Origin of the sequence: Phenylobacterium sp., assembly GCF_036563285.1 — a bacterium.
Taxonomy (GTDB): domain Bacteria; phylum Pseudomonadota; class Alphaproteobacteria; order Caulobacterales; family Caulobacteraceae; genus Phenylobacterium.
Genome location: NZ_DATCMR010000011.1, coordinates 123,118 through 145,358, shown reverse-complemented (window position 1 = coordinate 145,358; position 22,241 = coordinate 123,118). Strand labels below are relative to the sequence as shown.

Sequence of the window (22,241 nt, the reverse complement as noted above, 5' to 3'; positions counted from 1 at the left end):
GCATCAGCCCAGCCAGCGCATCCGGTAGGCGTTCACCGCGTAGTCGCCGACCCGCTCGGTGAGCCGCCAGTTGACCATCGCGCCGATGGGCGCGCCGACCAGCGGGATCAGCTGGGCGAGCTTCGCCAGGTCGATGTAGTCCCGGTACTCCTGCTGGAAGGTGCGCCAGTCGAACTCGTCGAGGCCGTGCGGGTGCTCGCGGGCGTCCCAGTCCTGCAGCAGGTGGAAGACCTCGGCGCGGCGGGTGGGGCTGGAGAACGCCAGCTGGAAGACGTGCAGCAGGAACAGCCGCTCGGCGAAGTCCTGGCCTGAGCGGCCGTAGACGCCGGCCAGGTCGAACAGCAGCTTGATCTTGATGGCGATCAGCGCCGGGAAGTCGGCCGCGGCCAGCCAGAAGCCTCCGGCGCCGGCCACCCCGCCTTCCACCGCCGCGGTGGTGCGGTAGGTGGCGATGACCTCGCGGGCGCGGGCGTCACGCACGCTCAGCGGGGCGTCCATCATCGGCGCCGCGGTCGTCCAGTCGGCGCCGACCAGCATTCCGCGGGTCATCTGCTCGATCACCCGCGTGACGGCGTCGTGCACCGCCTCCGGGATCACGCGGTTGATCCGGCTCTGCACGCCCTTGGCGGCGCGGTCGAAGACCCCCGGCGGCCTGAGCATCTCGGCGCGCCAGTGGGCGACCTCGCCGCGGGCCCAGTCCTGGTAGGCGGGCTCGGCGATACCGAAGGGCGGGGTGGCGGCCATCAGCCCACCCTAGCCGGGCGTGTGACGCCCGTCACAGGCGCCGGGACGCAGCAGGCGCATACCGCGGCCCTCATCGCTCTCCGGCGGTGAAGTGGGCGTAAGCGGGAGATCGTGCTGTGATGTGTGCGGAGGACAATCGTGCGTGGGCGTGGCTGAGACGCCTGACCCGCGCGCGGCCGGAGGGCGAGTGGCCCCGGCTCGTGTGGCAGGACTTCATCGGGCTCTGCGCCCTGGGCGCCTTGCTGGCCGCCCTCATCGCGCTGGCGGGAGGCGGCTAGCGCCAGAACTGGAACTGGCCCCAGCCGTACTGCAGGGCCTGGGGCGAGAGCCCGAGGGCGACGCCGAGCTCGGCCGCGACGCTGAACAGCTCGGCGCTGGCGCCCGGGATCAGGAAGATCAGAGCCAGCAGCAGCAACAGCGACAGGCCCTCCGCCTTGCGGATGACGCGGCCCCACCGCCTGGGCAGGAACGGACGGATGGCGTTGAAGCCGTCGAGGCCCGGGATCGGCAGCAGGTTGAGGATCAGGGCCATCGCCTGCAGGAAGGCCAGCACGCTCAGCGCCGGGAACAGCGGCCCCGAGGCGCCCAGCGTCCACCAGATGCGCAATATGAGCGCCAGCAGCAGCAGCACGATCAGGGTGGCGAACGGCCCGGCCAGGGAGGCGGCGGACCGCCAGGCGGCGCTCCGCATCAGGTCCGTGCGCAGATAGACCGCCCCGCCGGGGAAGCCGACGCCGCCCAGCAGCAGGGCGAGGATCGGGATCACCAGGCTGGTCCCCAGGTCGCCATAGCGCCGCGGGTCGAAGGCCAGATAGCCCTTCGCCTTCACGGTCCAGTCGCCGCCCAGGTAGCCCACCAGGGCATGGCCGAACTCGTGGGCCATCACCGCCAGGATCCAGCCGGCCAGGACGAATCCGAAGGTCAGCGGTCCGATCGGCCCCGCGCCCAGCTGAAGGGCCACCGCGCAGGCGACGCAGACGGCCAGGATCGCGACGCCGATCAGGTTGTTCGGCGGCTTGGTCTTCGGCGGCGCGGCGGCGGAGGGGGCGGTGGTGTCGCTCAACTCACATCGGCGGCTTCTTGCCGTTCTCCCCGATCGAGACGCCGCCGGCCATCACCTGGCCGTCGGGGCGCTTCTGGACCACCAGGAACACCGGAACGCCCGGCTTGATCTGCTCGCGCTTGCCGGGCGTGATCTGCACCACCGGCACGTTGGCGGGCACGGTGATGTGGCGCTTGCCATAGGTGTAGTTCACGTCGAGCTCGCGGCTGCCCTTCTTGCCGGCCACCACCGTCCCGACCGTGCCGTTGGTCATCATCGAGCCCTTCTTCAGGTCCCAGCCGTAGTGGCCCTCGCCCATCTTCACGCCGGGCGGGAAGACATGGACCTCGAGGCTGCGGCCGCCGCCGTCCTTGGTCGGCATGTTGGAGGTGCCGATGAAGCTGCCCGGCTGGATGGCGTCGATGGGCACCGGCTTGGTGACGGAGACCACCCAGGTGGGCGTGAGCGTGATCGCCTGGGTCGGCCCGCGGTCGGTCTTGACGGTCAGGGTGTTGCCGGAGAGCGCGGCGACCTTGCCGCGGACGACGCTGGGGGTGGGCGGGGTCTGGGCGAGCGCCACGCTGGCGGCGGCTGCGGCGGCGAGCGCCAGGGCGGCGGTCTTGAGCATCTGGGGGTTCCCCTAAGGATCGTTGTCACGGGTGAAGTGGGCCGCCGCCGGCACAAGGTCAATGCTGACCCCGCGGCACGGACCCGGCCAGGCTGTGACCGCCGTCACAGTGTCCCCGGCCTGGCGGGCGGATAAGCAACCTGACCTTGGGCCTGTCCCGGTGGCGGCGGCGACTCCTCCTCCCCGGCCCAATGTCGTCACAGGCGTCGCTCGCGGCCTCCTGCGCCGACCAGCCCCAACAGGCGGTGCAGGCAGGACGCGGGGGCGTTTGAGGGACGGGCGCGCGAGGGGACGTGGCCGGGCGCAAACGGAGAGGCGCCCGGCCACGGACTTCGTCCGATCAGCGCCGCTGGGCGGCGGTCTCCGCGCGCAGCGCCTTGAACTCCGAACCTGCATTCCAGTCCGGCCAGCGGCGCGAGTTGGCGAGTGCGCGGCCAGCCTCGTAGACCAGCGCCACGTCCTGGGCCGCGCCCCGCAGGTCCCAGTCGCTCGTCACCTTGTCGCAGGGCTGGTGATAGCAGCGGGCGGTGTAGTCGGTGACCCAGGCGTCGCCGGCCGCGCGGCCGCCCTCCACCAGGTCCGGGCCGCCGCCCAATCCCATCAGCAGCAGCACCGGTACGCCGCGGCGGGCGACGCTGAAGTGGTCGGCGCGGTAGAACAGGGCCCGCTCCGGCTTCGGGTCCGGCGTCACCGTTCGGCCCTGGGCGCGGGCGGCGCGGGCGAGGTCCTGCTCCAGCTCGTTCTGGCCGGCGCCCACCAGCACCACGTCGCGGGACGGGCCGCGGGTCTGCAGCACGTCCAGGGTGAAGTTGGCGACGCTGGTGGCCAGCGGATAGCTCGGATGCTGGGCGTAATACTCGCTGCCGAGCAGGCCCCGCTCCTCGGCGGTCCAGGCGGCGAAGACGATGGTGCGCTCCGGCCGCGGCCCCCTGGCGAAGGCGCGGGCGATCTCGATGACGCCGGCCACGCCGATGGCGTCGTCGGCCGCGCCGTGTCGGACGGTGTCGCCGGAGGCGTCTGGCGCGCCCACCCCGAAGGCGTCCCAGTGGGCGGCGTACATGATGCTTTCGCTCGGATGCTTCGAGCCGGGCAGGGCGGCCAGCACGTTGCGGCTGACGAGGCGCTGGACATCGAGCTGGAAGTCGGCGGCGAAGGTCGCGCCCTTCAGCTCCACCGGACGGAATCCCTCGGTGCGGGCCCGGGCCTTCTCGGCCTCGAAGTCCAGGCCCGAGCGGCGGAACAGGTCGACGGCGACGTCGCGCTGCATCCAGCCCTGAAACGCGAGCTTCTCCTTGGCGGGATCGGGGCGGACCACGTCGTAGCTCTCCCCGGCAGGCGCGATGACCGTCGACCAGCCGTAGGCGGCGCCGGCGGTCTCGTGGACGATCAGGGCGCCGACGGCGCCGCGGCGGACGGCTTCCTCGTACTTGTAGGTCCAGCGGGCGTAGTAGGTGGCGGCGGGGCCGCCGAAGCGGCCGGCCACGGGCTCACCCGCCTTCGCCTCGAAGTCAGGGTCGTTGATCAGGAAGACGGCGACCTTGCCCTTAAGGTCATGGCCCTTGAAGTCGTCCCAGCGGCGCTCCGGGGCGGTGACGCCATAGCCGACGAAGACCAGCGGGGCGGGCGCGACCTGGATCCGCGCCTCGGGGCGCAGGCCGGTCACCATCACGTCCTTCGATTGCTCCACCGGCCGGCTCTGCCCGGCGGCGGTGAGGGTGTACTTCGAGCCCGGCTTCACCTGGGTGCGGACCAGGGCCACATCCTGGGTCCAGCCGCCGTTCTCGCCGGCGGGCTTCAGGCCGAGCTTTTTGAACTCGCCGGCGATGTACTCGATGGTCTTCGGCTCCCCGGCGCCGCCGGGCGCGCGGCCGGCGAAGTCGTCCGAGGCGAGGACGCGGGTGTGCTCCAGGAGCCGGTCGGGCGAGATCGGTCCGGACGTCTGGGCGGCGGCGGGGGCGGCGAGGGCGAGGGCCGCGAGGACGGGGATGAGACGCATGGGCGAGGTTTAGCCCCTCGGCGCCGGGGCCTGCACCCCCGAATTCCGCGGAACGGGCCGGCGTGCCCGCCGGTTGATGCGCCGAAACCATCAAACCGCAAACTGGAGGCGCGCCATGATCAAGCTGCCGCCGCTGCCCTATGCCTACGAGGCCTTGGAGCCCGCGATCTCGGCCGAGACCATGCGGACCCACCACGACAAGCATCACGCCAAGTACGTCGAGGCGGTCAACAAGCTGGCGGGGGAGGCCGGGCTGGACGGCCGCGACCTGGAGGCGATCATCGCCGGGGCGGAGGCCCGCAAGGCCACGAAGCTGCTCAACAACGCCGGCCAGGCCTGGAACCACGCCTTCTTCTGGGACTGCATGACGCCTGAGCGCGGCGCGCCGGGCGGCGAGCTGGAGAGCGCCATCGGCGAGACCTTCGGCACCCTGGAGGGCCTGCGCGACGCCTTCGTGAAGGAGGGCGCCGACCACTTCGGCTCGGGCTGGGTGTGGCTCGCTTGCGACCAGGGCCGGCTCAGCGTGCTGTCCACCCACGATGGCGGGACGCTCGCCAACCGCCCGCAGACGCCACTCCTGGTCTGCGACCTGTGGGAGCACGCCTACTACCTGGACTACAAGCAGGACCGGAAGACGTTCCTCGAGCGGTGGTTCGACACCGTGGCCAACTGGGCCTTCGCCGAATCCCAGCTGGAAGCCGCCCAGGGCCGCCACGAACCCTGGCATTTCCGGATGGCCGCCTGAACCGGCGCTGTGCGGGCGCGTTGGAAGGCCGAAGGAGCCACCCATGATCCGCACCCTCTGCCTGGTACTGGCGATCGGCGCCCCGCTCGCCGCCTGCAACTCGACGACCTCGGCCAAGACCGGCCAGCCCACCGCGACCCACAAGGCGGTCTCCGCCGTGGTCGTCGACGAGGAGAAGCGCGCCGAGGCCGCGCAGACGGCGGAGTCCACCGGCAGCTCGGCCGCGGGCGTCGCCAGCGTGACCGAAGGACCGAAGGACCAGAAGCCGGTCCCCTAAGGACCGGCTCCAGCCTCCCAAACCCGCCGGATCACTTGGCCTCGGCGATGCCCTTCATGGTGTTCACCACATTGGTGAACTGGGTCTTCCGCCGCGCCTGGTCGGCCGCCTTGGCTTCGGCGCTGGCCATGTTCGCGACGTCGTAGACCAGGGTGTAGAGCAGCTTCGACTTGTTCTTGCCGTCGGCCCGGACCTCGACCGTCCCGTGGTAGTCGATCGGGCTCTTGGGCTGGGCGTAGGTGTAGGACATGGGCGTGCGCGCCACGAGCACTTCGTCCACGCGGTTGGCGATGCGGCGCACCGAGCCGACCTCACCGTCCTTGCCGGAGGTGATGACGCAGGTGGTCTTCATCCACGAGCCGATGTCGCAGTAACCGCCGATCTTCTTCCAGGCCGTCTCGGCCGAGACGTTGAGGGTCGCCTCGAGCGGGACGGTCACATACTCGGTGGGCTTGGCGGCCGGCGGGGCGGCCGGAGCCGCAGCGGGCTGGGCCAGGGCGGTGGAGCCGCAGAGCGCGAGCGCGGCGGCGGCGAGGCAGGTCTTCAGGATCGGCGACATAGGCAGGTTTCCCCCAACTGGTGTTTGGACTGCGAGTTTGGCCACATGACGTAGCGGCGGCCAAGCCTCGCGACAAATCGACATGGCACGGCTTGATCCCCGGAGCCGGGTGATTAGGGTCGGGCGCTCGACTTAGGGGGCGCTGCCGGCTTGGCCTCGGATCTCGATCTTGCAGCCTTCGTGCGCGAGCACGTGCGCTCGGTCTGGGCGCTCGAGCTGCTGCTGGCGCTGAAGCGCGAGGCGGACCGGTGCTGGCGGGTGGACGAGCTCGTCCGCGACCTGCGCGCATCGACCATGCTGGTGACCACCAACCTCCCGGCCTTCGAACGCAGCGGCCTGGCCGTGCGCGACGACAGCGGCTGCTTCCGCTATGCGCCGGCCAACGCGGTGCTGGACGAGCTGGTGGCCGCCCTCGAGCAGGCATACCGCGAGCGGCCCGTGGCGATCATCAACCTCATCTCACGCCCCGCGGACGCGGTGCAGTCGCTGGCGGACGCCTTCAAGTTCAGGGGGGACGGGAAATGACCCACTGGGGTCCCATAGCCGTCTATGGGCTGTGCCTGCTGACCAGCGCGATCTGCGCGGCGCTCCTGCTGCGGGCATATCGGGCGGGGCGCAGCAAGCTGCTCCTCTACACCGCCGGCGGTTTCGGCTTCCTGGCGGTCAACAACCTGTTCCTGGTCGCCGACATGGTCGTGTTCCCGGACGTGGACCTCTGGTTCTGGCGCCAGGCCGCCTCAGTCCTGGCCGTAGCCGTGCTGCTCTACGGGTTCATCCACGAGGTGGAGTCGTGACCCAGGATCCCGCCCTCGTCGGCTTCATCGCCGGCGCGATCAGCGCCGGCTACCTGGCCGTCAGCCTGCTGTTCCTGAAGTTCTGGCGGCGCACCCGCGATGGGCTGTTCCTCGCCTTCGCGGCCGCCTTCGTGCTGCTGGCGACCAACCAGGCGATCCCCGCGCTGGCGGACATCCCCAGCGAGAACCTGAGCGGCGTCTACCTGCTGCGGCTGGCGGCCTTCCTGCTGATCATCTGGGCGATCCTGCGGAAGAACATGCGTCGCAGCTAGTCGTTGCGGGGCAGGATCTCGAACTCCAGCACGCGGGCGTCGGCGCAGAGGCGCTCGGCCAGCGCGCGGGTCAGCCCGCCTCGGCCGCGCAACGTCGAGGCGAGCTCCACCATCTCACCGCGATCGATCAGCCGGTGGCTGATCGCCGAGGGCCTGAGCTCGAGTTCATCCACCAGCGCGCGGAACTCGTCCTCCGAGGTGACCGCCTCGCGCCGGTATCGAACCTTCACGTCGACGATGGCGATCTGCGGCACGTTCTTGTCGAACCAGCGGAAGCCCGCCAGCACCAGCAGGGTGGCCAGGGTCCCGCCGGCGGCCAGGCCATAGGCGCCCACGCCGTAGAGGGTGCCCAGCGCGGACGTAATCCAGAGCGAGGCCGCGGTCGTCAGACCGTGGACGTTGAAGCCCTGCCGGAAGATCACACCGCCGCACAGGAAGCCGATCCCCGTCAGGATGCCGTGGGCCATCCGGACCGGGTCGATGCGGATCACCTCGTCGGTGGCGCCCTTGATCCAGTGCAACTGGTGAACGGCCGACAGCATCAGCAGGGAGGAGGCCAGGCAGACCAGGATGTGGGTGCGCAGCCCGGCCGGGCGGCCGCGGTACTCCCGCTCCAGCCCGATCAGCCCGCCCGCCAGGGCGGCGCCGGCGATCGGCAGGACGTAGTCGGTGAGGAGGGCGGGCCAGGACTCCATGCGCCGGCCAATAGCGCCCGCAGGGCCCGGCCGTTCCCGTTAACGGGATGGTTCCGGGTCTCGGGCCACAACAGCAGAAGTATGCCTATGTTAAGATGGCCTCCGCTCTCCGAACTCGATCCGGTCATGGCTGGATCGCGCCGCATCACCCTGCCGAGGGTGGCGGTGTTCGTGTTCATTGCGGCGCTGGCCAGCGTCGGCTGGGGGTGGAAGGTGGGCGCCGCCTGGCTGGGCGCCATGGCGCTCACCGAGGTCGGGATGTGGTGGGCGAGCAACACGCTGGCGCGCGGGCTGGCGGCGACGCAGGCGCGGCGGCTGGCCTATTCGGCCTCTGCGGTGGCCAGCGTCTTCACCCTGCTCAGCCTCAGCCTCATCTTCTGGAACGGCGCCGGCGGCTCCGGCGGACAGTTCATCGCGCTCGCCATGTGGGGCGTGCTGCTGGTCAACGCCATAAGCTTCGCCTTCCGCTCGCTGCTGGCGATGATGATCTTCTTCGTCCCCGTCGGCCTCGTCATGTGCCTCACGCCGCTGCTGGCCCCCAAGTTCGAGGGGCCGCAGCAGGTCATGGCGGTATTCGGGGTGGTGGCCTTCACCCTCTACGCAGGCCTCTCCGGCTGGCGTGACGCCATAGCCGCACGCGCACTCACCGCCGCCAACGAGGAGCTGGAGCGGGCGCGGGCGGCTTCGGAGGCGGCCAATGTCGCCAAATCCGACTTCCTGGCCACCATGAGCCACGAGATCCGCACGCCCCTGAACGGCGTGCTCGGCATGGCGCAGATCATGGAGCGCGGCAGCCTGCCCAAGGCGCAGCGCGAGCGGCTGACCACCATCCAGCGGAGCGGCGAGACCCTGCTGGCGCTGCTGAACGACCTCCTGGACCTCTCGCGCATCGAATCCGGCCGCCTGGAGCTGGAGGAGGCCGTCTGCGACATCGACGACGTCGCAGAAGGGGCCCGGGACACCTTCGCCGGGATCGCCGCCGCCAAGGGGCTGGACCTCGACCTCACCGTGGAGGCCGCCGCGCGTGGCCGCTGGCGCGCGGACCCCACGCGGCTGCGCCAGATCCTGCACAACCTGATCTCCAACGCCGTGAAGTTCACCGAGCAAGGCCGCGTGGCGATCCGCGTCGGCCGCGAGGGCGACGCGCACGTATTCCAGGTCTCCGACACGGGCATCGGCATCGAGCCCGAGGACCAGGCGGCCCTGTTCGAGCGCTTCGTGCAGGCCGACACCTCCATGACCCGCCGGTTCGGCGGCTCCGGGCTGGGGCTGTCGATCTGCCGCGAGCTGGCGCGGCTGATGGACGGGGACATCTCCGTCGCCAGCGCGCCGGGGCAGGGCAGCATCTTCACCGTGAAGGTGGTCCTCAAGCCCGAGCGGCGGAAGACGCCCAGGGCCCCGGCCAAGGCGCCCAAGCCCGCCGCGGATTCGTCTAAGGGCGTGCGGATACTGGCCGCCGAGGACAATCCCACCAACCTGCAGGTGCTGGCCGCCCTGCTGGAGGACATGGGCGCCGAGGTGCACGCGGTGGAGGACGGCGAGGCGGCGTTCGACGCCTACCTGACCGGACGCTGGGACGTGGTGCTGATGGACATCCAGATGCCCAAGCTCGACGGCGTCGCCGCGGCGCGCGCGATCCGGGAGCTGGAGGAGATGAAGGGCCTGCCGCGGACGCCTATCCTGGCGGTGACCGCCAACGCCATGCCCCACCAGATCGCCCAGTACCACGAGGCCGGCATGGATGGCGTCGTCGCCAAGCCGGTCCAGCGCACCGACCTGGAGCGGCAGCTGCAGGCGGTGACCGCGCCGCAGAAGCGGGCGGCCTAGAAGATCTGCCCGATCAGCCCGGCCACGGTCGGGCCCAACCACAGGACGAACAGCACCAGGACCACCAGGACCAGGATCGGGCCGGCGTTCTTCCGCCCGCCCAGCAGGGACTGGGACTGGTTGGGGGGCCGGGGCGGCGGCTGGCGGCGGGCCCGCTCGCGCGCCTTGCGGTAGCGGCGAAGGTCGGTGATGCGCGGATCCTGGCCGTTCGACATCAGCTCGCCAGCTTCTCCAGCTCCTCGGCCGAGATGTCCTCGTTCGAGTAGACGTTCTGCACGTCGTCATCGTCCTCGAGGGCGTCGATCAGCTTCATGAGCGTGGCCGCGGCGTCGCCGTCGACCGGTGTAAGGCTCTTGGGCCGCCACGCGATCGCCGTGGACTTGGCCGCGCCGAGCTTGCCCTCCAGCGCCTGCGCCACCTCGTTGAGGCTCTCGAAGGCGGTGAAGACGGTGTGGGTCTCCTCGTCAGACTCCACGTCCTCGGCGCCGGCCTCGATGGCGGCGTCCATGATCGCGTCCTCCGAACCGGCGGCGGCCGGATAGACGATCTGGCCCACCCGGTCGAACATGAAGGAGACGGCGCCCGTCTCGCCCAGGTTGCCGCCGTTCTTGCCGAAGATGGAGCGCACGTTGGAGGCTGCGCGGTTGCGGTTGTCGGTGAGCACCTCGACGATCACGCCGACCCCGCCCGGCCCGAAGCCCTCGTAGCGGATCTCCTCGTAGCTCTCGGCGTCGCCGCCCTGCCCCTTCTTGATCGCCCGCTCGATGACGTCCTTGGACATCGATTCCGCCTTGGCGTTGGCGACAGCCAGTCGCAGGCGCGGGTTCATGGCCGGGTCCGGCAGGCCGTGCTTGGCGGCCACCGTGATCTCGCGGGAGAGCTTGGAGAACAGTCGCGAGCGGGCCGCGTCGGCGCGCCCCTTGCGGTGCATGATGTTCTTGAACTTTGAGTGGCCGGCCATGGTCCCTGTCGGCAGAGGTCGAAACGAGCGGGTTGCGGGCTTGTAGCCTTGGCGGGGCCTGCGCGGAACCCCCGCACATCCGGCGGGTTAGTCCGGGGAGGGAGCCACCAGCGGCAGAGGCTGTTTCGCATGAGCGACCAAACCTACGCGGACTACGACGACGTCCTGCCGAACGAGCCGAACGGCGAGATCGTGCACTGGATGGAGCCTAAGCCGCTGCGCGTGGGCCCCGGGGGCATCACGATGACGGCGGCGGGCGCCCTGATCCTGGGGGCCGTCGTCACCATCGGCGTGCTGGCCTACATGCACTGGCTGGGGCCGGAGCGGGACGAGGACGAGCCTCCCCGCCGCCGCCGCCGGGCGACCGCGGACTGGTTCTAGCCCTTCCGCACCTTCACCCTCAGCGGCAGGCCGCCCTTGGGCCTGAGCGCCACATCCGAGGCCACTTCGACCTGGCGGCCCGGCGCGGGGGCGAACTCGTAGCGAGCCAGCCACTCGGCGGCGATCAGCAGGGCCTCTGCCGTGGCGAACTGCGCCCCGATGCAGATCCGGGGGCCTGCGCCGAAGGGGATGTACTGGAAGCGGTGATGCCTGGCCTTGGCCTCGGGTGAGAAGTTCTCGGGGTTGAAGGCGTCGGGGTCGTCCCAGAGCAGGCGGTGGCGGTGCACGACCCAGGGCCAGATGCCCAGCAGGTCGCCCTTCCTCACCTGAATGGGCCCGAGTTCGTCGTCCTCGGCGGCCTCGCGCTCGATCCGCGGCGCGGGCGGGTAGAGCCGCATGGCCTCCTCCAGCACCCAGCGCAGGTAGACGAGCCCGTCCAGCACCTCCTGCGGCGTGGCGCCGGGCCTCAGGGCCGCGCGGGCCTCCTCTGCGCACCAGGCCTGGGCCTGCGGCTGCTCGCTCAGCAGGTAGAAGGTCCAGGCCAGCGCATTGGCGGTGGTCTCGTGGCCGGCGACCAGGAAGGTGACGGCGTTGTGCAGGGCGAGCTGGGCGGCTTCCTTCGGCTCGTGCTCCGCCGAGAACGCGGCGATCAGCCGGGTCATGAAATCCGGCGGCGGGTCGGGGTTGGCCTGTCGCCGGGCGATGAAGGCCGCGATCCGCTCGCGGATCACGCCTTGGGCCTCGCGGCCGCCGCGGCTGCCGGGATCGAGGTCGGCGAGGCCCAGCAGCACGCTGATGCGCGGCTGGCCGGCGGCGGCCAGCGCGGCGTGCACGTGCCGGGCGGCCTCGTCGCCGCTCAGCCCATGCTCGGAGGAGAACAGCGCCGCGCTGATCACGTCGAAGGTGGCCCCTGTGGCGTCGCGCGCCACGTCGACCACGCCGGGGACCTGGCGGCTCCAGCGGTCGGCGACGCCGCGGCCGACGTCCTGGAAGATCGGCATGAACTCGGCGACGTTGGCCGGGGTAAACACCGGCGCCATCAGCCGGCGCTGGCTCTTCCACTCCGCCCCGTCGGCGCCGAACAGGCCCTTGGCGATCAGCGGCAGCAGGCGCGGTAGGAAGCTCGGGCGGACGTAGTTGGGCTGGTTGTCGAGCAGGACCCGCTTGATCCCGTCGGGGTCCTGCACCGCATGATACATCCGCCCCATGATCCGGCGGCTGGCGTAGGGCAGGTCGTAGGAGACGTCGGCGACGGTCGCGATCGGGTTCTTGGCCATCTCGCCGACGAACAGCCGCCAGACGGGCAGGGGACCGTGCTCCGGCGGCTTGGTCGGCACAAAACGCTCGGCGGTGGGGGTTCGCGCATCCATTGGCGTCTGGCTCCGTCAGCGCGCTTGCAAGATGGGGGCGGCGCCGCGCTGCAGCAAACGACAAATGGGCGGCGGGTCCGTGAGCTCAGCTCACGGAAGATCGTTGAGTGGCTCGCAGTCGAAGCGGTCCAGCTGGCCGTCCGCGAGGCGCCAGACGGCGTCGTGGGGCGCGTCGAGCTCGACAGCCTGCTCGTCTGGGACGCCCGCATATTGGCCGCGCAGCACGCGGCCGGTGACCCCGTGGCTGACCAGCACCACGCGCCTATCCGGTTCCGGCGGCAGGTCGGCGAGGAAGCTCGCGATGCGCGCCTGTACGTCGGCCAGGGTCTCGCCGCCGGGCGCCTCGAAGATGCGGCCGCGCGACATCGTCCCGCCGGCGCCGGTGAGGATGTCGGTGAAGAGGGCGCCTTCCCACTCCCCACAATTCACCTCGGCGACGCGCTCGTCGTACTCGACGGCCAGGCCCGTGGCGGCGGCGATCGCCTCGGCGGTGGCGACCGTGCGGCCGAGCGGGCTGGAGATCAGCCGCCAGCCCTCGCCTCCGTCGTGGGCTATCAGGTCGCGGATCAGGCGGCCCATGGCGCGCACCTGACGGCGTCCGCGCTCGGTCAGAGGGGAGTCGCTGCGCCCCTGCAGGCGGCGAACGACGTTCCACTCGGTCTCGCCGTGGCGCACCAGCAGGATCATGCGCGGCGGCGGACGACCGGATGCGAGGTGGAGAGGCCGCCGTCTACGGCGATCACCTGGCCGTTGACGTAGGAGCTCTCGTCCGAGGCTAGGAACAGGCCCGCGTAGGCGATCTCGTCGGGCACGCCGTAGCGGGTGAGCGGGTTGAGCTGGCCGATCTTGTGCTCGTTGCCGCGGGCCCGGGCGCCCTCGAAGATCGGCCTGGTCATCCCCGTCTCGATGAGGCCCGGCGCCACGGCGTTGATCCGCACGCCGGTGCCGTAGAACTCGTTGGCGGCGGTCTGGGCCAGGCTGATCACCCCGGCTTTCGAGGCGGAGTAGGGCGAGCCGCCGGCCCCGGAGCGGATGCCCGCCACCGAGGCGGTCATGATGATCGAGCCGCGGCCGTTGGGGATCATCACCGCGGAGGCGTGCTTCACGGCCAGGAACGCGCCGATCAGGTTCACCCGCAGGATCTCGGCCCAGTGGGCGGCGTCCTGCTCGGGATAGGGGACCCAGCCGCCGGAGATGCCGGCGTTGGCCCAGACCACGTCCAGCGAGCCGAACTCGGACTGGGCGCGGGCGATGTACGCCTGCACGAAGGCCTCGTCGCCGGCGTCGCCGGTGAGCGCGGCGGCCCGCCCGCCGGCGGCCTGTACGGCGCTGGCCGTGTCGGCCACGGCCTCGGCGCGGTCGACGCACAGCACGCTGGCGCCTTCTTTCGCGAAGAGCAGCGAGGCGGCGCGGCCGATGCCGCTCGCCGCCCCGGTGATCACGGCCGTGCGGCCTTCCAGACGTCCCATGGGAGCTCCTATCAGGGGATCAGCAGCACGCGGCCGACGGCCTGGCGGCTTTCGATGTAGCGGTGGGCCTCGGCGGCTTCGGAAAGCGGGTACTCGCGGTCGATGAGCACCTTCAGCTCGCCCCTGGCCACGTCGCCGATCAGCCTGGCGATGTTGTTGTAGACGCGGTCGGTGGTGATCTCGGCGCCCAGGAAGACGCCCGACAGGCTGCGGTTGCCGCCCATCATCGTGCCCACGTCCACCTTCATCGGCTCGCGGCCGGCCTGGCCGACCATGGAGACCCGACCGCGGTAGGCGAGGCTGAGGATCGAGGACTGCAGGGTCGGGCCGCCGACGCTGTCGACGATCACGTCGGCCATGTGCTTGTCGGTGAGGCGGGCGACCTCCTGCACGACGTCCTTCTCGCGGTAGTTGATGCCGTGGGTGAGCCCGAGCGGCTTCAGCCGCTCCAGCCGCTCGTCGGAGGAGGCGGTGGCCAGCACCATGGCGGCGCCGGCCCGCGCTGCGAGCTGGATGGCGGCGACGCCGACGCCCGAGGCGCCGGCCTGCACCAGGACGATCTCGCCCTTCTTCATGCGGCCGAACTCGAACAGGCAGTCGTCGGCCGTGCCGAACGGCACCGGGATCACCGCGGCCTGGCGCACGTCCATGCCGTCGGGGATCACCCAGGCGGTGCGGGCGGGGACGGCGCGCAACTCGGCGTGGCTGCCGAAGCCGCCGGTGGTGACCACCTTCTGGCCCACGCGGAGGGTCTGGACCTCCTCGCCCACCTGCACCACCTCTCCGGCGGCCTGGTAGCCTACGATGTGCGGCCTGGTGACCAGCGCGCCGCGGAAGCGGTTGAGGGTGTCGCCGCCCTCGATCGAGACGGCCTCCACGCGGATGACGACGCCCTTACGGTGGCACTCGGGGTCGGGGACGTCCTCGTAGCGGAAGACCTCTGGGCCGCCGTTCTCGTAGTAGACCGCCGCCTTCATCGCCCGCGCCCCTCCGATCAAACGCTTGTTTGAAGCAACGCTTCTCATGCGCGGGGTGACAGGGCAAGCCGCTTCGCGCCATTGTGCGGGGGCCTGGAGGACGACGAGATGACGACGCGCGCGCTGGTGTTGGGCGGCGGCGGGCCGGTGGGCATCGCCTGGGAGTGCGGGCTGCTGGCCGGCTTCGCCAAGGCGGGGGTGGACGTGGGCGGCGCGGACTTCATCCTCGGCACCTCGGCCGGGTCATTCGTGGGCGCGCGGATCGCGCTGGGCGCGGACGTCGCCGCGCTGGCGGAGCCGATCCTGGCGGAGGCGAACCGGCCGCCGCCCCCGGCGCCGGGCCCGGGACCCAAGGACCAGCCACCGGACCTCGGCAAGCTCATGCAGTTGATGGGCGAGGCGCAGGCGGGCGTGCGCAATCCCACCGAGGCCCGGGCGGAGATCGGCGCCTTTGCCCTGCAGGCCCAGACCATAAGCGAGGACGATTTCATAGCCAGCTTCGGCAAGTCCTTCGCCGGCCTCGCGCCCGACGCCTGGCCGGAGAAGGACTTCGCCTGCACCGCGGTCGACGCGCAGGACGGCGGGTTCCGGCTCTGGACCAAGGCCGCCGGGGTCGGCGTCACCCGGGCGGTGGCCTCGAGCTGCAGCGTGCCCGGGATCTATCCGCCGGTGACCATCGCCGGGCGCCGCTACATCGATGGCGGCATGCGCTCCTCGACCAACGCAGACATGGCGACCGGCTACGACGTGGTCGTGGTGGTGGCGCTGCGGGTGGCGGGCGGCGGCCCGGTCAGCGACCGCATCGCCGCGCGTCTCGACGAGGAAATCCAGACGCTGAAGGACGGCGGCTCGACGGTCGTGGTCGTGCGGCCCGACGACGCGAGCGTCGAGGCGTTCGGGCCGAACCTGATGGACTTCCGCCGCCGCCCGGACGCGGCGCGCGCCGGCCTGGCGCAGGGCGAGGCGCAGGCGGCGACGCTGAAGGAGCTCTGGGGCTAGCCGTTCTTCTTCACGAACGATCGGACCGCGGCGATCACCTGGTCCTGGTCGTCGGCGCTCAGGTACGGGTGCATCGGCAGGCTGATCACCCGGCCCGCCTTGGCGTCGGTGACGGGTAGCCCACCGGGCGCCGTGGGATGGCCCGAATAGACCGCCTGCCGGTGGATCGGGATGGGATAGTAGACGGCGGTGGGCACGCCCTGCTCGCGCAGGTGGGCGGCGAGGCCGTCGCGGTTCTCGGTCTCGATGGTGTACTGCGCCCAGACACTGACGCCGCCGTCGATCACCTTGGGGACGGTGACGACGTCGCCGAGCTCGGCGGCGTAGCGGTCGGCGACGCGGTTCCGCGCCTCGATCTCGTCGGCGAAGATGGACAGCTTCTGCAGCAGGACCGCGGCCTGGATTGTGTCCATGCGGCTGTTCGTGCCGACGCGGACGTTCAGGTACTTCGGGTCGTGCTCGAAGGTGCGGCCCTCGATGTCGGACTTCACCGCCTGGCCGTGCACGCGCAGGCTGACCAGCAGCTCGTGGAAGCGGTCGTCCTTCGACAGGATCGCCCCGCCGTCCCCGTAGCAGCCGAGCGGCTTGGCCGGGAAGAACGAGGTGGTGGCCACGTCGGCCCAGTGGATCGGGTGCTGGCCGCCCAGCGTGCAGCCGAAGCCCTGGGCGCTGTCGGCGATCAGCTTCAGCCCGTGCCGGCGGGCGACCTCGGCGATGGCGGGGTAGTCGGCGGGCTGGCCGAAGAGGTCGACTGCTATGACCGCCTTGGGGCTGTAGACGCCGTCCTTCTTCACCGCCTCGATGGCGGCCTCAAGGCTGGCGGCGTCCATGTTGTAGGTGTCCGGCAGGATGTCGACGAACACCGGCGTCGCGCCCACCAGCGGCATCACCTCCGCGGTCGCCGCGAAGGTGAAGGACGGGCAGAAGACCGCGTCGCCGGGACCAATCCCGAACGCCATCAGCGGCAGGATCAGGGCGTCGGTGCCAGAGGCGCACGACAGCGCGTGCGGCGCCTGGCCGAAGGCGGCGAGCTCCGTCTCGAATTCGGCGATCTCCGGGCCCATGATGTAGGCGCCGGAGCGGACCACCTTCAGGATCGCGTCCTCCAGCGGCTGGCCGAGGCGCTGGCGCTGGGCCTGCAGGTCGATGAAGGGAATCGGCATGGATCGGGCGCCTCGCGAATCTAGCGGGGGCCATATGCCACCCGAGGTCCGGCCGCGCCAAACACGATGGGTGACGCTCTGTTGCGTCGCAGGGCCGACTTACCAAAGCTTCACTTGAGCGAACGCCGGTCTGCGGCGAGGCTGCCCAAAAGAGGGGACGCCCAGATGATCGAGACCACGCGCCGCGCCATGCTGGCGGGAGGCGGCCTGGCGCTCGCCGCCCCGTTCGCCGCCGCCGCCCAGCCGCGCCGGGCCGGAGGCGCCAGGGCGGCCACGGCGGAACTCGCCCGCCTCAACAGGGAGCTCGGCATCCCGGCGGTGTCCGCCGCCGTCGTGCGCGGCGGCCGGGTGGTGTGGGCGCAGGCCTCCGGCCTCGCCGACCTGGAGCAGGCGCGGCCCGCCAGCCCCGAGGACCGCTACCGGATGGGCAGCACCTCGAAGGTCGTCACCGCAGCCATCCTGATGCGGCTGGTCGAGCGCGGGACGGTCGCGCTGGACGCGCCGATCGGGCGCTACCGGCCGACGCTGCCGGAGCAGCATCGCGCCACGACGCTGCGCCAGCTCGCCGCCCACCTCGGCGGCGTCCGGCACTACGGCGTCCGCGATATGAGCTGGCCCAGCATCGACCTGCGCAACTACCGCACCACCGACGACATGCTGGCCATCTTCGTCGCCGACCCGCTGCTGAAGGCGCCGGGCGAGAGCTACAACTACTCGACCTTCGGCTTCACCCTGATCGGCGCAGTGCTGGAGAGCGCCTCGGGCAGGAGCTTCCCGCAACTGATCCAGGACGAGGTGAGCGGGCCGCTCGCCCTGCGCATCGAGGCCGAGATCCCGATGAACCTCCAGGCCGGCCGGATCAGCCCCTATGTCCCGACCGGCTCGCGCTACACCGCGATGGAGCCCAGGCTGACGGGGAAGGTGCTCAACGCCCCGCCGGTGAACCCGACCTACAAGTGGCCGGGCGGGGGCATGATCGGTCGCGCCAGCGACCTCGCCCTGTTCGGCGCCACCCACCTGGCCCCCGGCTACCTCAAGGCGGAGTCCCTGCGCGAGCTGATGACCCCGCTGAAGGCCCGCGACGGCAAAGTTCCCGTGCCGGTGGGCGTGGCCTGGCGCATCGACAGCGACAAGCAGGGCCGGCGACGCTGGCACCACGCCGGCGCCATCGACGGCGGCCGCTCGCAGCTGGTGGTCTATCCGGACGCGGGCATGGCGGTGGCCCTGATGAGCAACCTCGCCGAGAACCCCATGGACCCGCTGCCGTCCTGCGCACGGATCGGGGAGGCGTTCGGGCTGCCGGCCTAAGGTCCCTTGTGGACCACGCCTTCCTTCATCACGAAGCCGACGCTCTGCAGGACGGAGACGTCGCGCAGCGGGTCGCCCTTCACGGCCACGATGTCGGCGGAGTGGCCGGGGGTCAGCTTGCCGGCGACGCCGTTGAGCTGCAGGTGGTCGGCCGCATTGACGGTCGCCGTCTGGATGGCCTGCAGCGGGGTCAGGCCCGCGCGGCTCAGCAGCACGAACTCGTAGGCGTTGTCGCCGTGCTTGGCGACGCCGTTGTCGGTGCCGAAAGCGATCTTCACGCCGCCCTGGTGGGCGCGCCGGGCCATGTCCAGCATCTTCGGGCCGGCCTCCAGCGCCTTGGCCGACTGCGCCGGGGTGAGGAAGTTGTTCGGACCCGCGGCGACCCGGGCCACGAAGTCGCCCGCCATCAGGGTGGGCACCAGGTAGCCGTTGTTCTTCTTCAGGAGCGCGATGCCCTCGGCGTCGAGGTAGGTGCCGTGCTCGATGGAGTCGCCGCCGGCCTTGAGGAAGCTGACGATGCCGTCGGCGCCGTGCGCGTGGGCGGTGACGCGGCGGCCCATCCGGTGGGCGCTCTCGACGATCGCGTCGAGCTCGGCCTGGTTGAACTGCTGCGCCAGGCCCGCGGCGGTATTGGAGAGCACCCCGCCGGTCGCCGTGATCTTGATCAGGTCGGCGCCCTTCCAGACCTGCTCGCGTACGGCTCGGCTGCAGTCGGCCGCCCCCGAGCAGACCGAACCGGGCCGCAGCACGTGCATGACGTCCTCGCGGTAGCCGTTTACGTCGCCGTGCCCGCCGTGCACCGAGATCGCCGATCCCGACGCCAGGATCCGCGGCCCCGCCACGTCGCCGGCGGCGATGGCGCGCTTCAGCGCGAAGATCGCCTCGTTGTCCGCACCGAGGTCCGCCACGGTGGTGAAGCCGGCGAGCAGGGTGCGCCTGGCGAAGCGCACGCCCATCATCGCCTGGTCGGCTGAGGTTTCTGTGACCTCCTGCAGCCGGGCGTTGGGGTTCTGCTCCGACGTGATGTGCACGTGGCTGTCGATGAAGCCCGGCAGGACGAAGCTGTCCTTGAGGTCCACCACGCGCCCGCCCGGCTCGGCCACGTAGCCATCGACGATGCGCGCCACCTTGCCGTTCTGCACGACCAGGGTCTTGGCCGTCTCGACACGGCCGGTGGCAGGATCGGCCAGCACCCGGCCTGCCTGCACGAAGGTGGTCTGCGTCTGCTGCGCCGCCGCCGGCAGCGCAAAGGCGGCGGCCATAAGCGCGCCGGCGAGAAGTCGTTTCATGGAGGGCCCCGCAGAACTGGTGGGGGGATGTAACAGCGCGAGCGGCGCCGGTGGAAGCCTCTCCCGAGCGAAGACTCGGGAGAGGGTAGGGTGAGGGCCGGCTCGTGCAGAGCAGCCGCGCCGGATGTCCGCGCGAGGGCCCTGGCGGGATCGGACACCTCGCTGCCTCCGGGTCTGACATCCGGAGTAGGCCCAGCCGGCCGTCACCCTACCCTCTCCCGTTCGCTGCCGCTCTCGGGCGAGGTGATCTTCAGATCTGCCGCGCGCGGCCTTCCCAGTATGGCGCGCGGACCTTGTTGCGCATGATCTTGCCGGCTTCGGAGCGCGGCAGGTCGGTGACGAAGTCGATCTTCTTCGGGACCTTGAAGCCCGGCAGGTTGGCGCGGGCGAAGGCGAGGATCTCCTGCTCCAGCTCAGGCGTGGGCTCGTAGCCGGGCTTCAGCATGATCACGCCGCGCACCTGCTCGCCCCACTGGTCGTCGGGGACGCCGACGGTGGACGAGTCCGCCACCGCCTCGTGCTTGATCATCTCGTTGTCGACCTCCTGCGGGTAGATGTTCACCCCGCCGGAGATGATGGTCTCCGCGTTGCGACCGGTGAGGAACAGGTAGCCGTCCTCGTCGAAGTAGCCGACGTCGCCCATGGTGAAGTAGTCGCCGACCCGGCTGGCCTGGGTCTTCGCCTCGTCCTTGAAGTAGGTGAAGCCGCCGCCGGGCGGCAGCTGGTGGTAGATGGCCCCGGGCACCCCGGGCGGGCACTCGTTGCCCTGTTCGTCCAGGATCTTCGAACCCAGCAGCTCCGGGCGCTTGCCCACGGAGCCCGGCTTCCGCAGCCACTCCTCGGAGTTGATCATGAAGCCCGCGCCGCCCTCGGAGCCGGCGTAGTACTCGTTCAGCACCGGGCCGAACCACTCGATCATCGCGATCTTCACCTCGGGCGGGCAGGGCGCCGCGCCGTGGACGATGTATTTGACGCTCGAGAGGTCGTAGCGGGCCTTCACCTCGTCGGGCAGGCCAAGCAGCCGCTGGAACATGATCGGCACGAGGTGGAGGTGGGTGACCTTCCGCTCGGCGATGGTCCTCAGCACCAGTTCGCTGTCCCACTTGTCGAGGAACACCAGCGGGCAGCCGGCGCCCATGGCGGCGCGCACATCGAAGGCCAGCGGGGCGGCGTGGTAGGCGGGGCCGGCGCAGAGCTGGACGGAGTTTTCGTCGTAGCCGCGCTGCTGGTAGACGCCCGGCGGCGCCAGCACCGGCTGGGCGCGGTACACGCCCTTCGGCCGGCCCGTGGTGCCCGAGGTGTACATCATCTGGTTGCCGAGGACGGGGTCCTCGATGTCCGATCCGTCGAGGCCGGCCAGCGCCTCGTCGTAGTCCACGAACCCGTCGATATCGCCGCCGACGGCGACCTTCAGGACCAGGTTCGGCGCCAGCGCTGCGGCCGCGGGGGCCGTCGCCACCCGCGCCTCGGCGAACAGCGCTTTGGCCTCGCAGTCATTGATGATGTAGCCGATCTCGTCGGCGGTCAGGTGCCAGTTGACGGGCGTGATGCGCAGCCCGGTCCGCAGGGTGGCGGCGAGCACCTCCACGAACTCGGCGCGGTTGGAGCAGACCAGCGCCACGGCGTCGCCGGCCTTCAGTCCTGCGCCGCGCAGCAGCCGGGCGATCCGGTTGGCGTTGGCGTTGACCTCGGCGAAGGTGCGCTCGCGCCCGTCGGGATCCACGACGGCCGTCCTGTCCGGCTGGACCTCGGCCCACACGGCCATGGTCATGCCGCTCGTCTGCGCGGCCGCCAGCCGCGCATCCAGGTCGACGCGCTCCTTCACATCCTGCATCGAAATCGTCCTCCACACCCTTACGCGGCGCCTTGAATACGGCGCCTTGGGGGCCAAGCGGGCGCGGGAGGACATGATCCCGCGCGTTGAGCTCGCCGGCCTCGGGCCCACCAAATCATGGCCGGCGGCCCACGTGCAATGTCGGCTGCGTCTGCGTCAGATCGTCCTTCGTACAGCTGGAATACAGGACGGTGACCTCGGTCACCTCCCGTTCAGGTTCAGCCGCGCGATCCTGGAGCACGGCTGTAGGAGGTCTTGGGATGCACGGGGCCACGTCACTTTACGAAGGCGAGATCACCGAGGCGTGGGCGCGGCCGCGCAGCGGCTGGCGCCGCCGGCGGGCGGCCATGCTGCTGGTCGAGCTGGACGACAGCGGCAGGTCTGGCCTCACGGCGAAGTCCGAAGTGGAAGGCGAGCTGGCGCGGGCCGGCCTCGCGTACGGCGGCCCGGTGGTCGCCCTGTGGAGCCGTGGGTTCTGCCTCTACCTCTGCCACGCCGCCGACGGAGCCTTGTCGGCGGTGCGCTTCGTCGACGGTCACGGCGAGGTGCATCTCGCGCCGGCCTCGGTCCAGGGCGGGACGGTCCGGCTCCAGTCTGGCCGGTCGTGCGACACCACCCATTCCCTCAACATCCGCGAGCCGGGGGAGACGCTGCAGCTGGTCATCGACGTGGCGGAAGCCGGGCGCGGGTTCGCCTACGCCGCGACCTTCCTGGCCCGCCGCCGGCCGGTCAGCCGCTGGAGCATGTGGCGTGCGGCGGCCTCGCGCTTCGGCGGGCTCGGTGGCCGGGTCGCCGACGTGATGGCGTGCTGCGAGGGCGTCCAGCCGCAGCCCGAGGAGCGCCGCCTGGCGGCGTAGCACTGGCGCGGCGACGCCCGGCGCCTCACAATACGCCCCCTGGCAAGTGGACAA

General features: G+C 71.1%; 25 protein-coding genes. 10 read left to right on the top strand and 15 right to left on the bottom strand.

Translation table 11 applies throughout. From position 1 onward, the window contains the following. Positions 1-3 precede the first annotated feature (3 nt). The 4 genes from VIL76_RS11390 to VIL76_RS11375 all read right to left on the bottom strand — a co-directional run bounded on the left by VIL76_RS11390 (position 4) and on the right by VIL76_RS11375 (position 4,410). Positions 4-744: an EcsC family protein gene (locus VIL76_RS11390; protein WP_332045152.1), complete on the bottom strand. Its 741-nt coding sequence runs from the start codon at positions 742-744 to the stop codon at positions 4-6. A 274-nt stretch (positions 745-1,018) separates the two neighbouring features. Continuing rightward, positions 1,019-1,807 carry a site-2 protease family protein gene (locus VIL76_RS11385; protein ID WP_332045151.1) on the bottom strand — a complete coding sequence of 263 codons (789 nt, stop codon included), beginning with the start codon at positions 1,805-1,807 and terminating at the stop codon, positions 1,019-1,021. Between the two features lies 1 nt (position 1,808). Further along, positions 1,809-2,414 (bottom strand): hypothetical protein, encoded by a 606-nt coding sequence (locus VIL76_RS11380; protein WP_332045150.1) that lies wholly within the window; start codon positions 2,412-2,414, stop codon positions 1,809-1,811. A 340-nt stretch (positions 2,415-2,754) separates the two neighbouring features. Continuing rightward, positions 2,755-4,410: a M28 family metallopeptidase gene (locus tag VIL76_RS11375; protein WP_332045149.1), complete on the bottom strand. Its 1,656-nt coding sequence runs from the start codon at positions 4,408-4,410 to the stop codon at positions 2,755-2,757. A 115-nt stretch (positions 4,411-4,525) separates the two neighbouring features. Here VIL76_RS11375 and VIL76_RS11370 point away from each other — a divergent pair, with 115 nt between their 5' ends. Both VIL76_RS11370 and VIL76_RS11365 read left to right on the top strand, forming a co-directional pair. After that, complete coding sequence (locus VIL76_RS11370) at positions 4,526-5,155, top strand: superoxide dismutase (RefSeq protein WP_332045148.1); 630 nt, start codon at positions 4,526-4,528, stop codon at positions 5,153-5,155. Positions 5,156-5,198: 43 nt separating this feature from the next. Further along, complete coding sequence (locus tag VIL76_RS11365; protein WP_332045147.1) at positions 5,199-5,432, top strand: hypothetical protein; 234 nt, start codon at positions 5,199-5,201, stop codon at positions 5,430-5,432. A 31-nt stretch (positions 5,433-5,463) separates the two neighbouring features. Here VIL76_RS11365 and VIL76_RS11360 read toward each other — a convergent pair whose 3' ends face one another. After that, positions 5,464-5,991 (bottom strand): SRPBCC family protein, encoded by a 528-nt coding sequence (locus tag VIL76_RS11360; RefSeq protein WP_332045146.1) that lies wholly within the window; start codon positions 5,989-5,991, stop codon positions 5,464-5,466. Between the two features lie 150 nt (positions 5,992-6,141). On the opposite strand from VIL76_RS11360, the gene VIL76_RS11355 reads away from it, so the two are divergent. From VIL76_RS11355 to VIL76_RS11345, 3 genes are read left to right on the top strand one after another with little or no spacing between them, the layout of a single operon-like run. Then, on the top strand, positions 6,142-6,516 hold the full coding sequence (locus VIL76_RS11355) for a hypothetical protein (protein WP_332045145.1): 375 nt from the start codon (positions 6,142-6,144) through the stop codon (positions 6,514-6,516). Further along, a complete protein-coding gene (locus VIL76_RS11350; RefSeq protein WP_332045144.1) occupies positions 6,513-6,785 on the top strand; it encodes a DUF5985 family protein in 273 nt (90 codons plus the stop codon). Before VIL76_RS11355 ends, VIL76_RS11350 begins: the two co-directional genes overlap by 4 nt. Continuing rightward, on the top strand, positions 6,782-7,057 hold the full coding sequence (locus VIL76_RS11345) for a DUF5985 family protein (RefSeq protein WP_332045143.1): 276 nt from the start codon (positions 6,782-6,784) through the stop codon (positions 7,055-7,057). Before VIL76_RS11350 ends, VIL76_RS11345 begins: the two co-directional genes overlap by 4 nt. On the opposite strand, the gene VIL76_RS11340 is transcribed toward VIL76_RS11345, so the two are convergent. Then, on the bottom strand, positions 7,054-7,752 hold the full coding sequence (locus tag VIL76_RS11340; protein ID WP_332045142.1) for an MgtC/SapB family protein: 699 nt from the start codon (positions 7,750-7,752) through the stop codon (positions 7,054-7,056). The genes VIL76_RS11345 and VIL76_RS11340 overlap by 4 nt on opposite strands. A 126-nt stretch (positions 7,753-7,878) precedes the next feature. On the opposite strand from VIL76_RS11340, the gene VIL76_RS11335 reads away from it, so the two are divergent. Continuing rightward, positions 7,879-9,579, top strand: a complete 1,701-nt coding sequence (locus tag VIL76_RS11335; RefSeq protein WP_332045141.1) for an ATP-binding protein — start codon at positions 7,879-7,881, stop codon at positions 9,577-9,579. On the opposite strand, the gene VIL76_RS11330 is transcribed toward VIL76_RS11335, so the two are convergent. Next, a complete protein-coding gene (locus VIL76_RS11330) occupies positions 9,576-9,794 on the bottom strand; it encodes a hypothetical protein (protein WP_332045140.1) in 219 nt (72 codons plus the stop codon). The two genes, VIL76_RS11335 and VIL76_RS11330, sit on opposite strands and share 4 nt — an antisense overlap. Continuing rightward, positions 9,794-10,540 carry a YebC/PmpR family DNA-binding transcriptional regulator gene (locus tag VIL76_RS11325; protein WP_332045139.1) on the bottom strand — a complete coding sequence of 249 codons (747 nt, stop codon included), beginning with the start codon at positions 10,538-10,540 and terminating at the stop codon, positions 9,794-9,796. The genes VIL76_RS11330 and VIL76_RS11325 overlap by 1 nt, the downstream gene beginning before the upstream one ends. Positions 10,541-10,669: 129 nt before the next feature. Here VIL76_RS11325 and VIL76_RS11320 point away from each other — a divergent pair, with 129 nt between their 5' ends. Then, a complete protein-coding gene (locus VIL76_RS11320; RefSeq protein WP_332045138.1) occupies positions 10,670-10,921 on the top strand; it encodes a hypothetical protein in 252 nt (83 codons plus the stop codon). Here the strand turns inward: VIL76_RS11320 and VIL76_RS11315 are convergent. The 4 genes from VIL76_RS11315 to VIL76_RS11300 form a co-directional block, all read right to left on the bottom strand. Further along, a complete protein-coding gene (locus VIL76_RS11315; protein WP_332045137.1) occupies positions 10,918-12,291 on the bottom strand; it encodes a cytochrome P450 in 1,374 nt (457 codons plus the stop codon). The two genes, VIL76_RS11320 and VIL76_RS11315, sit on opposite strands and share 4 nt — an antisense overlap. Positions 12,292-12,381: 90 nt before the next feature. Next, entirely contained in the window at positions 12,382-12,978 is a 597-nt protein-coding gene (locus VIL76_RS11310; RefSeq protein ID WP_332045136.1) for a histidine phosphatase family protein, read from the bottom strand. Next, positions 12,975-13,760, bottom strand: coding sequence for an SDR family NAD(P)-dependent oxidoreductase (locus VIL76_RS11305; protein ID WP_332045135.1), 786 nt, complete (start codon positions 13,758-13,760; stop codon positions 12,975-12,977). The genes VIL76_RS11310 and VIL76_RS11305 overlap by 4 nt, the downstream gene beginning before the upstream one ends. 11 nt (positions 13,761-13,771) lie before the next feature. Next, positions 13,772-14,737, bottom strand: coding sequence for a zinc-binding alcohol dehydrogenase family protein (locus tag VIL76_RS11300; protein WP_332045134.1), 966 nt, complete (start codon positions 14,735-14,737; stop codon positions 13,772-13,774). Positions 14,738-14,845: 108 nt separating this feature from the next. Between VIL76_RS11300 and VIL76_RS11295 the strand changes: the two genes are divergently transcribed. Then, entirely contained in the window at positions 14,846-15,736 is an 891-nt protein-coding gene (locus VIL76_RS11295; protein ID WP_332045133.1) for a patatin-like phospholipase family protein, read from the top strand. On the opposite strand, the gene VIL76_RS11290 is transcribed toward VIL76_RS11295, so the two are convergent. Beyond that, positions 15,733-16,899 (bottom strand): DegT/DnrJ/EryC1/StrS aminotransferase family protein, encoded by a 1,167-nt coding sequence (locus VIL76_RS11290; RefSeq protein WP_332045132.1) that lies wholly within the window; start codon positions 16,897-16,899, stop codon positions 15,733-15,735. The two genes, VIL76_RS11295 and VIL76_RS11290, sit on opposite strands and share 4 nt — an antisense overlap. 165 nt (positions 16,900-17,064) lie before the next feature. Between VIL76_RS11290 and VIL76_RS11285 the strand changes: the two genes are divergently transcribed. Continuing rightward, positions 17,065-18,207, top strand: a complete 1,143-nt coding sequence (locus tag VIL76_RS11285) for a serine hydrolase domain-containing protein (RefSeq protein WP_332045131.1) — start codon at positions 17,065-17,067, stop codon at positions 18,205-18,207. On the opposite strand, the gene VIL76_RS11280 is transcribed toward VIL76_RS11285, so the two are convergent. After that, positions 18,204-19,496, bottom strand: coding sequence for a metal-dependent hydrolase family protein (locus VIL76_RS11280; RefSeq protein ID WP_414695430.1), 1,293 nt, complete (start codon positions 19,494-19,496; stop codon positions 18,204-18,206). The two genes, VIL76_RS11285 and VIL76_RS11280, sit on opposite strands and share 4 nt — an antisense overlap. A gap of 250 nt (positions 19,497-19,746) precedes the next feature. After that, positions 19,747-21,330, bottom strand: coding sequence for an AMP-binding protein (locus tag VIL76_RS11275; RefSeq protein ID WP_332045130.1), 1,584 nt, complete (start codon positions 21,328-21,330; stop codon positions 19,747-19,749). Between the two features lie 260 nt (positions 21,331-21,590). Between VIL76_RS11275 and VIL76_RS11270 the strand changes: the two genes are divergently transcribed. Further along, positions 21,591-22,187, top strand: a complete 597-nt coding sequence (locus tag VIL76_RS11270; protein WP_332045129.1) for a hypothetical protein — start codon at positions 21,591-21,593, stop codon at positions 22,185-22,187. Positions 22,188-22,241: the final 54 nt, after the last annotated feature.

Coding starts and splice junctions, on each gene's coding strand:
- VIL76_RS11390 (WP_332045152.1), bottom strand. CDS start 744: ATGGCCGCCACCCCGCCCTTCGGTATCGCCGAGCCCGCCTACCAGGAC.
- VIL76_RS11380 (WP_332045150.1), bottom strand. CDS start 2,414: ATGCTCAAGACCGCCGCCCTGGCGCTCGCCGCCGCAGCCGCCGCCAGC.
- VIL76_RS11375 (WP_332045149.1), bottom strand. CDS start 4,410: ATGCGTCTCATCCCCGTCCTCGCGGCCCTCGCCCTCGCCGCCCCCGCC.
- VIL76_RS11370 (WP_332045148.1), top strand. CDS start 4,526: ATGATCAAGCTGCCGCCGCTGCCCTATGCCTACGAGGCCTTGGAGCCC.
- VIL76_RS11365 (WP_332045147.1), top strand. CDS start 5,199: ATGATCCGCACCCTCTGCCTGGTACTGGCGATCGGCGCCCCGCTCGCC.
- VIL76_RS11360 (WP_332045146.1), bottom strand. CDS start 5,991: ATGTCGCCGATCCTGAAGACCTGCCTCGCCGCCGCCGCGCTCGCGCTC.
- VIL76_RS11350 (WP_332045144.1), top strand. CDS start 6,513: ATGACCCACTGGGGTCCCATAGCCGTCTATGGGCTGTGCCTGCTGACC.
- VIL76_RS11340 (WP_332045142.1), bottom strand. CDS start 7,752: ATGGAGTCCTGGCCCGCCCTCCTCACCGACTACGTCCTGCCGATCGCC.
- VIL76_RS11335 (WP_332045141.1), top strand. CDS start 7,879: ATGGCTGGATCGCGCCGCATCACCCTGCCGAGGGTGGCGGTGTTCGTG.
- VIL76_RS11330 (WP_332045140.1), bottom strand. CDS start 9,794: ATGTCGAACGGCCAGGATCCGCGCATCACCGACCTTCGCCGCTACCGC.
- VIL76_RS11325 (WP_332045139.1), bottom strand. CDS start 10,540: ATGGCCGGCCACTCAAAGTTCAAGAACATCATGCACCGCAAGGGGCGC.
- VIL76_RS11320 (WP_332045138.1), top strand. CDS start 10,670: ATGAGCGACCAAACCTACGCGGACTACGACGACGTCCTGCCGAACGAG.
- VIL76_RS11315 (WP_332045137.1), bottom strand. CDS start 12,291: ATGGATGCGCGAACCCCCACCGCCGAGCGTTTTGTGCCGACCAAGCCG.
- VIL76_RS11310 (WP_332045136.1), bottom strand. CDS start 12,978: ATGATCCTGCTGGTGCGCCACGGCGAGACCGAGTGGAACGTCGTTCGC.
- VIL76_RS11305 (WP_332045135.1), bottom strand. CDS start 13,760: ATGGGACGTCTGGAAGGCCGCACGGCCGTGATCACCGGGGCGGCGAGC.
- VIL76_RS11300 (WP_332045134.1), bottom strand. CDS start 14,737: ATGAAGGCGGCGGTCTACTACGAGAACGGCGGCCCAGAGGTCTTCCGC.
- VIL76_RS11295 (WP_332045133.1), top strand. CDS start 14,846: ATGACGACGCGCGCGCTGGTGTTGGGCGGCGGCGGGCCGGTGGGCATC.
- VIL76_RS11290 (WP_332045132.1), bottom strand. CDS start 16,899: ATGCCGATTCCCTTCATCGACCTGCAGGCCCAGCGCCAGCGCCTCGGC.
- VIL76_RS11285 (WP_332045131.1), top strand. CDS start 17,065: ATGATCGAGACCACGCGCCGCGCCATGCTGGCGGGAGGCGGCCTGGCG.
- VIL76_RS11280 (WP_414695430.1), bottom strand. CDS start 19,496: ATGAAACGACTTCTCGCCGGCGCGCTTATGGCCGCCGCCTTTGCGCTG.
- VIL76_RS11275 (WP_332045130.1), bottom strand. CDS start 21,330: ATGCAGGATGTGAAGGAGCGCGTCGACCTGGATGCGCGGCTGGCGGCC.
- VIL76_RS11270 (WP_332045129.1), top strand. CDS start 21,591: ATGCACGGGGCCACGTCACTTTACGAAGGCGAGATCACCGAGGCGTGG.